12 protein-coding genes are annotated in these 13791 nt (G+C 62.7%); 2 read left to right on the top strand and 10 right to left on the bottom strand.

The genetic code is table 11. The annotated features are described in order from the left end of the window. Positions 1–35: 35 nt before the first annotated feature. The 4 genes from CFI11_RS23935 to CFI11_RS23920 are packed head-to-tail and all read right to left on the bottom strand — an operon-like array spanning position 36 to position 4059. Positions 36–2060, bottom strand: coding sequence for a glycosyltransferase family 2 protein (locus CFI11_RS23935; RefSeq protein WP_130410247.1), 2025 nt, complete (start codon positions 2058–2060; stop codon positions 36–38). Further along, on the bottom strand, positions 2057–2713 hold the full coding sequence (locus CFI11_RS23930) for a hypothetical protein (protein WP_130410246.1): 657 nt from the start codon (positions 2711–2713) through the stop codon (positions 2057–2059). The genes CFI11_RS23935 and CFI11_RS23930 overlap by 4 nt, the downstream gene beginning before the upstream one ends. Next, complete coding sequence (locus CFI11_RS23925) at positions 2713–3429, bottom strand: sulfotransferase (RefSeq protein ID WP_130410245.1); 717 nt, start codon at positions 3427–3429, stop codon at positions 2713–2715. Before CFI11_RS23925 ends, CFI11_RS23930 begins: the two co-directional genes overlap by 1 nt. A gap of 9 nt (positions 3430–3438) precedes the next feature. Then, entirely contained in the window at positions 3439–4059 is a 621-nt protein-coding gene (locus CFI11_RS23920) for a hypothetical protein (RefSeq protein WP_130410244.1), read from the bottom strand. 400 nt (positions 4060–4459) lie between these two features. On the opposite strand from CFI11_RS23920, the gene CFI11_RS23915 reads away from it, so the two are divergent. Continuing rightward, entirely contained in the window at positions 4460–4804 is a 345-nt protein-coding gene (locus CFI11_RS23915) for a hypothetical protein (RefSeq protein ID WP_130410243.1), read from the top strand. Positions 4805–4812: 8 nt separating this feature from the next. Here CFI11_RS23915 and rfbA read toward each other — a convergent pair whose 3' ends face one another. The 5 genes from rfbA to CFI11_RS23890 form a co-directional block, all read right to left on the bottom strand. Then, positions 4813–5688 carry a glucose-1-phosphate thymidylyltransferase RfbA gene (gene rfbA, locus CFI11_RS23910; protein ID WP_130410242.1) on the bottom strand — a complete coding sequence of 292 codons (876 nt, stop codon included), beginning with the start codon at positions 5686–5688 and terminating at the stop codon, positions 4813–4815. Then, a complete protein-coding gene (rfbD, locus tag CFI11_RS23905) occupies positions 5685–6671 on the bottom strand; it encodes a dTDP-4-dehydrorhamnose reductase (RefSeq protein WP_371687496.1) in 987 nt (328 codons plus the stop codon). The genes rfbA and rfbD overlap by 4 nt, the downstream gene beginning before the upstream one ends. After that, the gene (gene rfbB / locus CFI11_RS23900) at positions 6593–7642 is read right to left on the bottom strand and encodes a dTDP-glucose 4,6-dehydratase (protein WP_130410262.1); all 1050 of its coding nucleotides are present in this window, start codon (positions 7640–7642) and stop codon (positions 6593–6595) included. The genes rfbD and rfbB overlap by 79 nt, the downstream gene beginning before the upstream one ends. Then, on the bottom strand, positions 7639–8205 hold the full coding sequence (gene rfbC, locus CFI11_RS23895) for a dTDP-4-dehydrorhamnose 3,5-epimerase (RefSeq protein ID WP_130410240.1): 567 nt from the start codon (positions 8203–8205) through the stop codon (positions 7639–7641). Before rfbC ends, rfbB begins: the two co-directional genes overlap by 4 nt. Positions 8206–8393: 188 nt before the next feature. Further along, positions 8394–8870 (bottom strand): hypothetical protein, encoded by a 477-nt coding sequence (locus CFI11_RS23890; protein WP_130410239.1) that lies wholly within the window; start codon positions 8868–8870, stop codon positions 8394–8396. A gap of 206 nt (positions 8871–9076) precedes the next feature. On the opposite strand from CFI11_RS23890, the gene CFI11_RS23885 reads away from it, so the two are divergent. After that, on the top strand, positions 9077–12988 hold the full coding sequence (locus CFI11_RS23885) for a M10 family metallopeptidase C-terminal domain-containing protein (protein ID WP_130410238.1): 3912 nt from the start codon (positions 9077–9079) through the stop codon (positions 12986–12988). A 131-nt stretch (positions 12989–13119) separates the two neighbouring features. On the opposite strand, the gene CFI11_RS23880 is transcribed toward CFI11_RS23885, so the two are convergent. Then, on the bottom strand, positions 13120–13788 hold the full coding sequence (locus CFI11_RS23880; RefSeq protein WP_130410237.1) for an ABC transporter ATP-binding protein: 669 nt from the start codon (positions 13786–13788) through the stop codon (positions 13120–13122). Positions 13789–13791 lie beyond the last annotated feature (3 nt).

Below are 13791 nucleotides of genomic sequence, written 5' to 3'. Positions count from 1 at the left end.
ACTCCCTGCCGGGCTTTGAAATTTGAGAAAGTGGATCATTTGAAGGTTCGTGGGTCAAGGTTGGTGAGCAAATCATCGGTCAGAGGCCGGCTGGACAAGGCAAGTACCCGCTGCATCTGTTCTTCGCCACCCCCGAAAATCTTGGCGATATTGGCGGTTGTGCGCGCGTGATAGGCCGATGTGTCGGCCGCGGCCACCTGGGCGGCCATGCGCGCCCGGGCCGTGGTCGAGAAGAGTTTGAGCAGTTTGAAATGCCGGATCGGCAGGACCATGTCCGTCTCCCAGATCTCCGAGCCGGGATTGGGCGTGTCGTCGCTGTAATGCAGCGTGTGGAACCCCTGGTTGATATGCCGTCCGGTCCGCCACTGGATCAGGGGGATCTTGCGCAGGCTGTCGAGGGTCTGGAACGCATGATAGCGGGTGTCGAGCTGCCATGAAATCTGCGCGAACGGCCCAAATCCCCAGCGGATCGGATCGAAGTCCCGATAGGTGTCGTCGATGGGCGTGTCGATCCAGACATGATGCGAAAAGACATCGAGAAAGTCTGTTTCCACGCGCTCCAGCGCTTCGGGGCTTACATTCGGGTCGGGCACCAGATCGATCAGAAGGGCCGGCATCGTCTCCTGACCCCGGGCGCGCAGGACCCGGGTCAGATCCGGGAAGCTGTCATATCCGGCCGGCAGATCCATGAATTCGTCGGCATCCAGCGTCAGGGCCCATTGGCCTTCCTGCAGATACCCCTTCATCATGCCTTCCATCCACATGCCCTTGGCGGTGAGGAACGAGCCCACCTTGGGGCGCAGCACATGCACGTCCGGGTGCGGCAGGCTTTCGGAGATCGGAATGTCGGACCCGTCATCGACGATGAAGAAATGCTTTATGCCAAGTGCCTTGTAATGTTCGTAGAAGGGCACCAGGAAGTTTTCGTCATTCTTCATGCAGCTGAAGACGCAGACATCGTCGGGCCCGATCTCCAGGCTGGCCGGATCGGGATAGCCGGTGCTGTGAAAGAGTGTGCCGAGGATCTTTTCCCGCGGCACGGTATCGACCACCTTGTGCCGTCCTTCGATCGCCAGGCGCAGATACTGGTTGCGCTGCTTGGCGTTGCGGGCGTTCTTGAGAAAGCTCACGCCCTGGTTGAAAGCGGTCATCGCCTCCATCGAATGATCGTCCTGGACATAGCCTTCGGTCTTGGGATTGAGCGGCAATTGCCGTTCGACGGGCCCGATATCGACAATCGGGTTGCGGACCTTGGCGGTCTGGAAGAATTCCTTGGACCGCTTGGATCCGAAACCGTGGTTCTTGCCCTCCAGCCGGATCAGCGGCATTTCGGGATGGGCGATCATGGCGCTCAGCAACACATCCATCTCGTCGAACTGGCGCGGCATGAAGTTCTCGTCATAGCCAATCCGGCGATAGATCTCCATCGGCACCGTAATCCGGCCGCTCGATCCGTCGCCCCAATTCCCGGTGAAATGGTGAAAGAGGAACCCGTCCGGATAGGCGTCCATCAGCTCCAGAAGCTGCTGGGTTTCCTCCAGCGTGACGAAATTGTCGCCATCGACCGAAGAATAAAGGCTGCCGATCGCATAATTCCGGTGCCGGTTCTTGGCCTTGCCGAAATGCCAGCCATCAAGCGGCGGCTCCACCACCAGGCGCAGATAGCCCGACGCGATCTCGTCCGGGAAGGTGGCGCGCACCCAATCATGGGTTTCGGTGTCGTTGTCCATGAAGACGATGATGAACTCGACCAGATCCGAAAGGGGGCGGTTGGCGTCAAGATTGGCCTGCAGCGTGCCGCGGATATCGTCGGGGCGGTTCATGATCGGCGTGCAGTAAGAGATCCGCGGGCGCCGGGACAGGGCGGTCATCACCGCCGGCTGGTTCGACAGATCCGCGATACTGGCCGAAATGCCGCGGCCCAGAAAATAGCCGAAGGCGGCGTAATGCCGGCGCGCATCCATGCCCAGGATCGCGGCATCGGGGAAGGTGTGGCTGTACCAGTCCGCATCGAACCCCAGGGTGTTTTCGATAATGTCGAGCGTGCGCAACTCGGTCATGACGCCTCTCCCAGAATATCCGCGAGCCCCTGGGAAAGCGGTTGGTCGCTGCCCAGATCGAGAAGCCGCACATGATCGGGATGCGCGGCGAAAAGGGCGCGTGCATGATCCTGAAGCGAGAGAACGGTTGTTTTGGCGACATCCAGATCCCAGTCATTCCGTGCCGCGAACCTCTGGGCGGCCTCCTCGACCGGGGCGATGGCGGCCACCAGCCGGATATCGGGGCAGATCGACAGGATGAAATCCGCGAAACCGATCGCATCCGCCTCCGACCAGAAGGGCTGATCGAGCAGACCCAGTTGCCAGGCCGTCGGCGCCTGTGGCAGCAGGTGACGGGTCAGGATCCGGTTGCAGCCGGTGACGAAGTGGTCCGGCTCCATCTCGGTCACACCGTACCAGGGGTGGCCGGGGTTATCGTCTGATCCGATCCCCGTACGGTGGCCCTGCAATGCGCCCTCGCCGCACAGGGCGGACCAGGTCTGTTGCAAGGCTTTCAGAAAGGCCCGGTTGAGGGGTAACAGGGCCACATCGCCGGCCTCTGCCGCCGCGTTGTGCAAGACGGCCGGATCGATGCCGTCATGTATCAGAACCAGTCCGGGCCGGGTGGCGGCCGGCGGGACGGGCAGGGGGGCGGATCCCGGCTGGGCGTTCATCAGAGATCCTCCGGTGCGTGGTCGGCCAGCCAGGCGCCCAGCTCTGCTGCGTCGAAGGGCAGGCCCAGAAGGTCGTGGAGCGGGCGCAGCGCGGCGGCCTCTGCCCGGTACGCATCATAGTCGATCAGGATGCTGCGATCAGGCCGGCGCCGGGCGCAATCGGCAAAGCGGGCCTGCGCGGCGGCCAGTTTCGGGACCAGGTCTTCCGGGCGGTGGTTGGCCCACCAGCCGGTCCGGGCGGTCTTTTCCGGATCCCGCAGGCAGAACACGAACCGCGCCTGCGGAAAGAAGGCCTGCAGAAATGCGATATGGCTTTCCAGATCCAGGTCCGGGGCCAGATAGCGGATTTCCCGAAATCCGCAGAGCCGCGTGCCTTCGGGCGGTGCCAGGACGCTGGCGGCAAAGCTTTCCGCCAATTCGCGCCCCAGCGCATCGGAGGCGTGCAGCTCCTGGCCAAGGGTCTTGGCCTGATCCGGCAAAAGCGCTGCCAGGCGGGCCTGACGCGACTGCGCTTCGGCGCTCCATCCTTCGACAAGCTGTGTCAGAAGGCCATCGTTCTCGCCACGGATACAAACCCCCGACAGGCGGTTGAGAAGCTGCTGAAGCACCAGGTCTCCGGTCAGCCCGCAGCTGATCAGAAAGACATAACCCAGCGTCGGCCGGGCCAGGGCGGCATAACGCGGCGCCTGTATATGTTCTAAACTCAGAGAGGTCATGAAATCGGATCAGTCTTGATTTTGGGGAATATCCGCAACGGCGCTTATCTGGAGCAGAGCCCGGTCACGCTCGGCCATGAGCTGGCTGGTCAGGGCGCGGTATTCCAGGATCAGCGGTTCGATCAGCCGCATGACCTGCGTGCTGTCCAGGCTGGCCGGAGCGGACATGTCATGCTTGAGGCGCCCGATCTCGCGGTCGCGCCGGTTCAGTTCGATCTCCTGATCCTGAAGCAGGACGGTCAGCTCGGTCACTTCCTTGAACAGCTCTTCGGGAGAGCGCGATTCGTCCGGATGCATCCGCATCCATTGCCGGCGCTCCCGCTCGCTCAGAAGGGTCTGCACCTCCATTTCCAGCGAAAAGCGCTGGCGTTCCTTCTCGATAACGGCGTCGCGGAGCACGTCCTGCGCTTCTTTCAAAGCGGCCACTTTGGCGCGGCTGTCTTCCAGCGTGCTGCGCAGCGTTTCAAGTTCGGTATCGGTCGCCGTACTGGCCTGCTGGGCCGACAGGCGCATGATTTCGGCTTTTTGTTCAAGGATGACCTGCTGCAATTTGGCCAGTTCCTCGAAACGCGTCAGATCCTCGGTCTGACGCTTTGATTTTGTTCTATTTTTCTTAGCAAAGACGGCCATTGTCACCCGGGTGTTGAAGGTCTGGACCTGGTAATTTCTGTGGTGACGCGGACCTGGGCAATCAACAAACAAGAGATGACGGGGATCATCTACGCCACCTTAAAATCAAACGAACACGGTTCGTTATAGACGCGGCAACCAGCAAAGAGAACACCCTGCATCCTGGAAAAGTGACGCAGCTTTACGATCTGGCGGGAGGTGATGCAATATTGGCCAATGCAACCGCGATTTCCCGGCTTTCGGCATCCGGGTTTTTCATCAGCTTTCGAAGAGAGATCGTCAATTTTTACCATAATCTTCATTCTACACGAAAATGCGGTCGATCATTTCGCCCTCTTTGCGGGTCGGGCAATCTGACCTAAACAGACAGACAATTTGGTTTGAACGGTAGGGTCAGGGTATGAAAACGGCAGCGCTTTGCATGGTGTGTTTGCTTTTGGGCGGCGCCTGTCAGGAGATATCGCCCCGCCCGCAAGCCCATCAGAACAGTCAATCCGCCCAGGAGACCGTCACCATGGCCAGTTCGGAGCGTCCGAAAAAAGAGATCGCCGATATGACGTGTGCGGAAATCGCCGAAGAGCTGCGCCAGCTGGAAGCCTTGATCACGCCACAGGACGAGGCGGCCTTTCCCGACACGGGCCGGCCGTTGCCGCCGGGATCGGTCAACCGGCTGCCCTTCCCCGACCGCGACACGCATGAGCGGTATTCGGCTCTGGGCCTCGCCTTTTCCTCACGCGGCTGCTGATTGAACCTTCAGGCCTGCAGCAATCGCTGCAGGTAGTTGCGGTACTCCCCGTCGCGCAGCCCGTCGGCGATCCGGCGCAGATCCTCGGCCCCGATCCAGCCCTGCTGAAAGGCGATCTCTTCGGGGCAGCCTGTCTGCAGACCTTGGCGCTCTTGCAGGGTGCGCACGAAATTGCCCGCATCCAGCAGGCTGGCATGGGTGCCGGTATCGAGCCAGGCATAGCCGCGCCCCATCCGTTCCACCTGCAAAAGACCCTCACCGAGATACATCTCGAGAAGGGATGTGATCTCAAGCTCGCCCCGGTCCGAGGGTGCCACGGCCCGCGCGCGTTCGGGGGCGCTGCCATCGAGGAAGTAAAGCCCGGTGACGGCGTAATTCGATGCGGGCGTCTGGGGTTTTTCGATGATCGACCGGACCTGTCCCGCCGCATCAAAGCCCAGAACGCCATAGCGTTCGGGATCGCGCACCTGATAGCCAAAGACGGTTCCGCCCCGGGGCTGTTTGTCGGCGGCGTCCAGAAGCAGGGGCAGGCCATGACCGAAGAAGATGTTGTCCCCCAGAACCATGGCCGAGGGCGCCCCGTCCAGAAATGCCTCCGCCAGCAGATAGGCCTGGGCCAGGCCATCCGGCGAGGCCTGGGTGATATACTCAAAAGACAGGCCCCATTGGCTGCCATCGCCCAGAAGACGGCGGAACTGATCCTGGTCTTCGGGTGTGGTGATGATCGCGATGTCGCGGATCCGGGCCAGCATCAGCACGCTGAGCGGGTAATAGATCATCGGCTTGTCGTAGATCGGCAAAAGCTGTTTCGACAGGCCGCGGGTGATCGGATAAAGCCGGGTGCCGGAGCCTCCGGCCAGGATGATGCCCTTGCGCTGGGTCATGTCATGCCTCCCCGTAAATCGTTCAGAACATGTGTCAGGCTACGGCGCCAATCGGGCCGCGCGATGCCGAAATCCGCCGCCAGGCCGGTGCAGTCCAGCCGGGAATTGCCGGGCCGGGCCGCGGCGGTGGGATAATCGGCGCCGGGGATCCCTTGTACCACGGTTTCGCACCCGACCTGGGCAAAGATCTCCCGCGCGAAGGCGGCCCAGCTGACATCCGGGGCGCCGGAGAAATGGTAGATCCCGCCGGGCCTGTCCGGGTTTGCGACATATCCGGCGGCCATGCGCCACAAGGTATCGGCGATGTCGCCGGCGGCGGTCGGCCCGCCGATCTGGTCGTCGACGACCGACAGCACATCGCGTGTTTTGGCCAGGCGCAGCATGGTTTTCACGAAATTCGCCCCATAGGCGGAAAACACCCAGGAGGTGCGCAGGATCGCGGCCCGTCCGCCGGCCCGGCGCAGCCCGGCCTCCCCCGCTGCTTTGGACCGCCCATAGGCGTTGAGCGGGGAGAGGGGCTGATCGGGGTGCCAGGGCATGGTGCCGCTGCCATCGAAGACATAATCGGTCGAGACATGCAAAAGCGGAAGACCGCGCCTTGCCGCCGCCTCGGCCATCGCGGTGGGGCTGGTGCCGTTGACGCAGAGGGCCTGCGCCTCTTCCTCCTCGGCCCGGTCCACGGCGGTATAGGCGGCTGCGTTGAGGATGACATCGGCCTCGCAGGTCGCGACGATCTCCGCGCATTGCGCCGGATCGCTCAGATCGGCGGCGGCCCGGTCGAGAAAGACGGCCTCGACATCCGCGGGGCAGCGGCGGGCCAGTTCCAGGGCCACCTGCCCGGTCTGTCCGAAGACAAGCGCTTTCATGGCTCTGATACGGAGGATCTGTTTGCCATCCCCGTCCCTCAGCCCGTGCCCAGACGCTGGCCCACGCCCTGCCGGTTCAGAAGCGGCTGCCACCAATCCTCGTTGGCCAGATACCAGGTCACGGTCCGCTCAAGCCCGTCCTGCAGGGTGACCGAAGGCCGCCAGCCCAGCTCCTCCCGGATGCGGGTGGGCTCAATCGCGTATCGCAGATCGTGGCCGGGGCGGTCGGTGACGAATGCGATCTGGTCGGCATAGGGCCGGTCTTGCGGGCGCACCCGGTCGAGGATCGCGCAGATCATCCGCACCAGGTCGATATTGCGCACCTCGTTTTCACCGCCGATATTGTAGCTGCGCCCCACCTGCCCCCGGCCGATCACGGTCAGCAGCGCGTCGGCGTGATCTTCGACATAAAGCCAGTCGCGCACATTCTCTCCCACGCCATAGACCGGGATCGGCTGACCGGAAATCGCATTCAGGATCACCACGGGGATCAGCTTTTCAGGAAAGTGATAGGGGCCGTAATTGTTCGAGCAATTGGTCAGCACGACGGGCAGGCCGTAGGTTTCGTGCCAGGCCCGCACCAGATGATCCGACCCGGCCTTCGATGCCGAATAGGGAGAGCGTGGATCATATGGCGTGCTCTCGGTGAATTGCCCGTCCGTCTTGGGATCGGGGCCCAGGGAGCCGAAGACCTCGTCGGTGGAGATGTGATGGAAGCGGAACGCCCCGGGCCGGCCCTGCCCCGTCCAATAGGCCCGCGCGGCTTCGAGCAGATGGAAGGTGCCCAGCACGTTGGTTTCGATGAAGGTGCCGGGCCCGTCTATGGAGCGGTCCACATGGGATTCCGCCGCCAGATGCATCACCGCATCGGGCCGGTGCTGCGCCAGGATCCGGTCCAGAGCGGCCCGGTCCCGGATATCGGCCCTTTCGAAATGATATCGCGGATGATCCGCCACGCCGGCCACGTTTTCCAGACAGGCCGCATAGGTCAGCGCATCGAGGTTGATCACGTCATGGCCCGCGGCAATGGCCTGGCGGACCACGGCCGATCCGATGAACCCCGCCCCTCCGGTCACCAGCAGCTTCATGGCGCGGCCCATGTGAACGGCGTGTCGAAGGTGGCCAGGCGCGGGGCGGCTGCGTCTTTCTCCGACAGGATGGGCGCCCGGTCTCCCAGCTCCCAGTCGATCCCCAGATCGGGATCGTTCCAGACGATGGCGCCTTCGGTGTCGGGCGCGTAATAGTCAGAGCATTTATAGACGATCTCCGTCTCAGGCGCGCGGGTGACGAACCCATGCGCGCAGCCGGCCGGGACGAGAAGCTGGCGCCCGTTCTCGGCGCTCAGCTCGACCCCGATCCAGCGGCCATAGGCCGGGCTGCCGCGCCGGATATCGACGGCCACGTCCCAAAGCGCCCCGCGCCCGCAGCGTACCAGCTTGGCCTGGGCGGCGGGCGGGGCCTGAAAATGCAGCCCGCGGATGGTGCCGGCCTCGGCGGACAGCGAATGATTGTCCTGCACGAACTCCGTCGTGATTCCCAGGCCGGTCAGGGTGCGGCGATTATAGGTCTCGGCAAAAAACCCGCGGGCGTCGCCAAAACGCCGGGGCGTCAGCACAAAGACCCCAGGCAAAGCGGTTTCAGTGATGTCCATGGATACGCGTAAAACCCTGCACACAGTCAAAACCCGCCGGTCGGCGCCGACGGAGAAAAGAGATTTCGGGCCGATGGCGCACATGCACCGCCCGCCCCTCCATTAGAGCATAGACACCGTTCTGTCTAAACGAAGATGCCGATTTCGGACCATGGCGGTATTCCGGACTTTTCCGCCCGCCCGCCGGATCAGCGGGCGCGCCGCGAATTGGCCAGCCGGACAAGCCGCTTGCGGCCATCCGCCAGCACCCGCTTGCCGTAGATCGTGCCATAGGGCCGGCCCTCGGCCAGCATCGCGTCGCGCAGGGCCTGGGTGGCCTCGCGGGATGGGGCAAGAAACGCGTTCACGATGGCGCAATCGGCCTCTTCCGGAGGGGCCACGGGGATATCGCGATCCTCTGTCAGCCAGGCTTCGGCATCGCGCTCGCGGGCCAGAAACCAGCCGCCGAAGCCCACGGGCCGATCGTTTTCAAGCAGGATCAGGTACTGCCCCCGATTGACCTGCCCCACCAGAATCCGGGCCCAGTGACCGAAGCGGAGATTGGCGAAAGCCGGCGCTTTGAGCGTCAGCATCACCGATTGCGCCAGCGCGGCTTCGGGCGTGGCGTAGCGGATGGCGCGGAAGCGCGGGTTTTGCGCTTGGGAGGGGGTATCGGATGATGTCATCTCACGGGGAACTTTGTTTTGTTGAGAAAAGAATGCGGGCGGAATATCGCAAGAATATTGCCATCGTCGGAGAAGCTCTGCTATCGTGATTGTGGGGGTTGTCGGTCTGGCAATCATTTTTTTGTGAGCTTTGCGCCTGACCGACAACATTTAGTAGTGAAGACACTTTAGGTTATAAGTGCCTGTTTATATAAGGAAATTGCTTGATGACTAAGGCTTTTAACCCTGGGCTGACAGTGGATTTTTCTGTCGTTGACCCAGTCAGTGAAACATCCGACGACGCACCCAAATCAGAAGCTCCCAGCGCGGAAATCCAGCAGGGTTCCGATGTTGGAACGCCGCTTTTTGCCCTGGCCAGCCCTGACGCAGGGCCGGAAGAGACGGACGAAGGCGGTGATTGGGGCAGCACCCTGATCGGCGGTATGCCCGAGGCGCCGACCGGTATGCAGATCGCACCGGCCACCGTCAGCCAGGCGCCGGTCACGCTCGACTTTGCCAGCCAGGCCGGCGGTGCCGAAATGGGCGGCGCGGTCGAGACGGTCTCCTACTCGTCCGGCGAGGAATTCGCGGGCTGCGCCTGTCACTTCTGTGCCAGCAGCTCGTCCGAGGCGGGCACCGGCGGCACCACCACCAGCGCACCGACGGTTGACGGCACCCTGCAGACGCTCGCCGATTATCTGACCGATGGCTTCTGGGCCGATTTCGGGGGCCTGTCGCGTCAGTATTTCAACGTCTCCAACAGCGGAACGGGCGCCAATTCCGGTGTGCTCTATTATAATGTGAGCGGAACCACCTCCAGCGGCGTTGACACCTATTTCGGAACCTATACCGACACCAACGGTATCTCGGCCGCACGGGCCGATATCGTCCGGGCCGCCTTCGACGTCTACGAAGAGGTGCTGGGCATCAACTTCGTCGAGACGACCTCGACCTCGGGCTTTGTCGATTTCTTCTTCATCGACAACGTATCCGGCCGGGCCTTCGAGGCGCCTGAATATTTCGGGTCCGCCACCGGCGGTCCGATCGACCACGCGGTGATCAACATCGCCTCGAACTGGTCGGGCGGCAGCTCGAATATCGGGGGCACCAACGGCTATACCTTCCAGACCGCCCTGCACGAGATCGGCCACGCGCTGGGTCTGGGACACCAGGGTCTTTACAATGCCGGGTCCGGCTCGCCGACCTATGGCAATGACGCGCAATGGACCAATGACAGCTGGCAGCAGACCATGATGTCATACTGGAGCCAGACGCAGAACACCGACATCACTGCCAGCTATGCACAGCTGGTCAGCCCGATGGCGGTGGACTGGCTCGCGCTGGAAGGACTGTATGGCAGCCAGGATTACGGCTCGAACGATTTCGGCGTCAACAATGCCTTTTCCGGCAACACGATCTATGGCGTGGGCACCAATATCACCAATGCCGTGTCCGAGGCCTATGCCGGTCTGGCCGGCTTTGCCGATACCAACGCCTTCTCGATCGTTGACGGCGGCGGCATCGATACGATCGACTTCTCGAACTATAACGACGATCAGTTGATCAACCTCACCGTGGCCTCCGCGTCGAGCACCACAGGGTCGATCTCGAATGTCGGTGGCCTGATCGGGAACATGACGCTGGCGGTGGGCACCGTGATCGAAAACGCCAATACCGGCGGCGGCAACGACACGATCTTCGGCAACGATGCAAACAATATCCTGAACGGCAATTCCGGCGAGGATCTTCTCAAAGGGGCCGGCGGCAACGACACGCTGAACGGCGGCGGCTTGGCCGATACGATCATCGGCGGCGACGGCAATGACAGCCTTGTCGGCGGCACCGGGGACGATTCCATCAGCGGCGGCGACGGCAACGACACGCTTGATGCCGGCACAGCCAACGAAAGCGATACGCTGCGCGGCGATGCTGGCAACGACCTTCTGATCAAGGGGTCGGGCACCAGTTCTGGCGTGTCCCCGATCTTTGATGGCGGCACCGATACCGATACGTTCCGTTGGGACAATACCTCTATCGACAGCGCCTGGGTCGTGAACCTCGATGCCGAGCGTATCCTGTTTGGCGGCAGCAATCGCGATCAGCTTCTGAACCTCGAAAATGTCATCGTCGACAATGGCGCCGGGATCACCGGCAACAGCCTGAGCAACAGTCTGATCTCAACCGCGGCGACGGCGTCCAACGTTATCAACGGTCTGGGCGGTCAGGATACGATCAAGGGCGGCGGCGGCGATGATACGCTGATCGGTGGCTCCGGGTCCGACTTTATCCTGGGTGAGAACGGCAATGACAGCCTGCAGGGCGACAGTGGCAACGACACGCTGAATGGCGGCGATGGCGATGACAGCCTGGTCGGCGGATCGGGTGTCGACAGCCTGATCGGCGGGGCCGGCAACGACACGCTGGAAAGCGGCGGAAGCACGGGGGACTATGCCTCCGGCGGAGATGGCAACGACCTGATTTCCGGCGGTCTGAACAGCCAGACGCTGCTGGGCGGGTCGGGCAACGATACGATCTTTGGTGACGATTCCACCCCGGCCTCGGGTGTGGGCGACAGCATCAATGGCGGGTCGGGCGATGACAGCATCGTGGGCGCCAACGGCTCCGATACCATCAACGGCAACAGCGACAACGACACGATCGTGGCCAATCTTGGCAATGACAACGTCGATGGTGGCGATGGCAATGACGATATCGATGGTGGCGGCGGCAACGACACCCTGCTCGGCGGGGCCGGCAACGACACGCTTGAAGGCGGCGATGGCGATGACAGCCTGGTCGGCGGATCGGGTATCGACAGCCTGCGCGGCGGGGACGGCAACGACACGCTCGTCGCTGGCGGGAATTCCGGTGACTACGCCTTTGGCGGCAACGGAAACGACCTGCTGATCGGCGGTCTGAACGGCCAGACGCTTCTGGGCGGGTCGGGCAACGATACGATCTTTGGTGACGATTCCACCCCGGCCTCGGGTGTGGGCGACAGCATCAATGGCGGGTCGGGCAGCGACAGCATCGTGGCGGCCAATGGCTCTGACACCATCAACGGCAACAGCGGCAGCGACACGATCCTGGGCGGCGGTGGCTCTGACATCATCTACGGTGATGATGCCACGCCGTCGTCGAGCGCTGCCGACAGCATCGAAGGTGAAGCCGGTAACGATTCCATCGTGGGCGCCAATGGCGACGACACGCTGGATGGCGGCACCGGCCGTGACACGCTGACAGGCAATGACGGAAACGACATCCTGCGCGGTGGCGATGACCGGGACGTTCTGCAGGGCGGTCTGGGTAACGACACCATGGATGGCGGATCCGACGGCTTTGGCGACGTCATGAACGGCGGCGGCGGCGATGACAGCATGTCCGGCGGCGGCGGTGGCGACACCATGAACGGCGGCCTGGGCGACGACACCATGGATGGTGGCAGTGGCCAGGACCAGATGGACGGCGGCAGCGGTAACGACTCCCTCGTGGGTGGTACCGGCGACGACGATCTGGCGGGCGGCAACGGTGCCGGTGCCGACACCCTGCGCGGTGGCGAAGGCAACGACACGCTGGCCGGCGGTGACGGTCGCGACCTGCTTGTCGGCGGCAGCGGAGAGGACAGCATCTCCGGCGGGGCCAGCAACGACACCCTGGACGGTGGCGGTGGCAACGACACGCTGAGCGGCGGCAACGGCGCGGACAATATCAGCGGCGGCACCGGCAGCGGCAATGACCTGATCTTCGGCGGCAGCGGCGCAGACACGCTGGGCGGCGGTCAGGGCAACGATACGCTGAACGGTGGCGGCGGCCAGGACCTTGTCCGTGGCGGCGGCGGCAACGACACGCTGGATGGCGGCATGGGCAACGATACGATGGAAGGCGGCGGCGGGGCGGACACGTTCGTGTTCAACTCGGGCGACTTCCGGGCGCTCGTGGACGACTTTGCCGACAATGTCGACACGCTGTCCTTCAACAACACCCTCTGGGGTGGCGGCGCCAAGACCGCGGCACAGGTGATCGCCGATCACTGGTCGACCGATGGCACCGACTCCTTCTTCACCTTCGGGGGCGATGTCATGACCGTTGCGGGCATCAGCAACTCGGGCGTGTTCCTCAACGACATCGACGTCTTCTAAGACAGTCGTTCAGACAATCGAAAAAGCCCCTTCCATCCGGGAGGGGCTTTTTTCATGGCTTAGCGTTATCCGCTCAGGACGGTATCGCATCCTTGCAGGGCTGAGCCCTGATCCAGAGCGCCTCAGGCGGGTTAGCTGCCGGTGCGGAATTCCATATTGCGCAGATGATGCTGGATGGCGGCTTCGAGATCCTCGTAATAGACGAGGTTGCCGTCCTCCAGAACCGCACCCACCTCGCAGAGATTGCGCAAAAGCGCCATGCTGTGAGAGACCACGATCGCGCCGCTGTCGCGCAGCCGTTCCCGAAAGACCTGGCTGCTTTTCTTCTGAAAGGCGGCGTCGCCCACACTTGTCACCTCGTCCACGAGATAGGTGTCAAAGCGGATGCCCATCGACACTCCGAAAGCCAGACGCGAGCGCATGCCCGACGAATAGGTCCGGAATGGCAGATGGAAATGCTTGCCCAGCTCGGCGAAATCCTCGGCAAAGGCCACCAGCTCGTCGGTATCCACCCCGTAGACCCGCGCGATGAACCGCGTGTTCTGGGCGCCGGTCAGCTCGCCGTGAAAACTGCCGGCAAACCCCACCGGCCAGGAGATCGTGCCGTCAGAGATGATCTCTCCCGATGACTGGTTCATCGTGCCGGCGATCATCCGAAGCAGACTGGATTTCCCCGCGCCGTTGCGCCCCAGAAGGGCCACGGAAAGACCGGTGGGAAAGACCGTATTGATATTGTCGGCCACGACCTTTTCTTCGCCCTGCACGTAGTAGGTCTTGCAAAGGTTCTCCAGACGGATCATCGC

Origin of the sequence: Thalassococcus sp. S3, assembly GCF_004216475.1 — a bacterium.
GTDB lineage: Bacteria > Pseudomonadota > Alphaproteobacteria > Rhodobacterales > Rhodobacteraceae.
Note: the sequence above shows the minus strand (reverse complement) of the source record. Positions and strands in the feature narration are given on the sequence as shown.

Coding starts and splice junctions, on each gene's coding strand:
- CFI11_RS23935 (WP_130410247.1), bottom strand. CDS start 2,060: ATGACCGAGTTGCGCACGCTCGACATTATCGAAAACACCCTGGGGTTC.
- CFI11_RS23930 (WP_130410246.1), bottom strand. CDS start 2,713: ATGAACGCCCAGCCGGGATCCGCCCCCCTGCCCGTCCCGCCGGCCGCC.
- CFI11_RS23925 (WP_130410245.1), bottom strand. CDS start 3,429: ATGACCTCTCTGAGTTTAGAACATATACAGGCGCCGCGTTATGCCGCC.
- CFI11_RS23920 (WP_130410244.1), bottom strand. CDS start 4,059: ATGGCCGTCTTTGCTAAGAAAAATAGAACAAAATCAAAGCGTCAGACC.
- CFI11_RS23915 (WP_130410243.1), top strand. CDS start 4,460: ATGAAAACGGCAGCGCTTTGCATGGTGTGTTTGCTTTTGGGCGGCGCC.
- rfbA (WP_130410242.1), bottom strand. CDS start 5,688: ATGACCCAGCGCAAGGGCATCATCCTGGCCGGAGGCTCCGGCACCCGG.
- rfbB (WP_130410262.1), bottom strand. CDS start 7,642: ATGAAGCTGCTGGTGACCGGAGGGGCGGGGTTCATCGGATCGGCCGTG.
- rfbC (WP_130410240.1), bottom strand. CDS start 8,205: ATGGACATCACTGAAACCGCTTTGCCTGGGGTCTTTGTGCTGACGCCC.
- CFI11_RS23890 (WP_130410239.1), bottom strand. CDS start 8,870: ATGACATCATCCGATACCCCCTCCCAAGCGCAAAACCCGCGCTTCCGC.
- CFI11_RS23885 (WP_130410238.1), top strand. CDS start 9,077: ATGACTAAGGCTTTTAACCCTGGGCTGACAGTGGATTTTTCTGTCGTT.
- CFI11_RS23880 (WP_130410237.1), bottom strand. CDS start 13,788: ATGATCCGTCTGGAGAACCTTTGCAAGACCTACTACGTGCAGGGCGAA.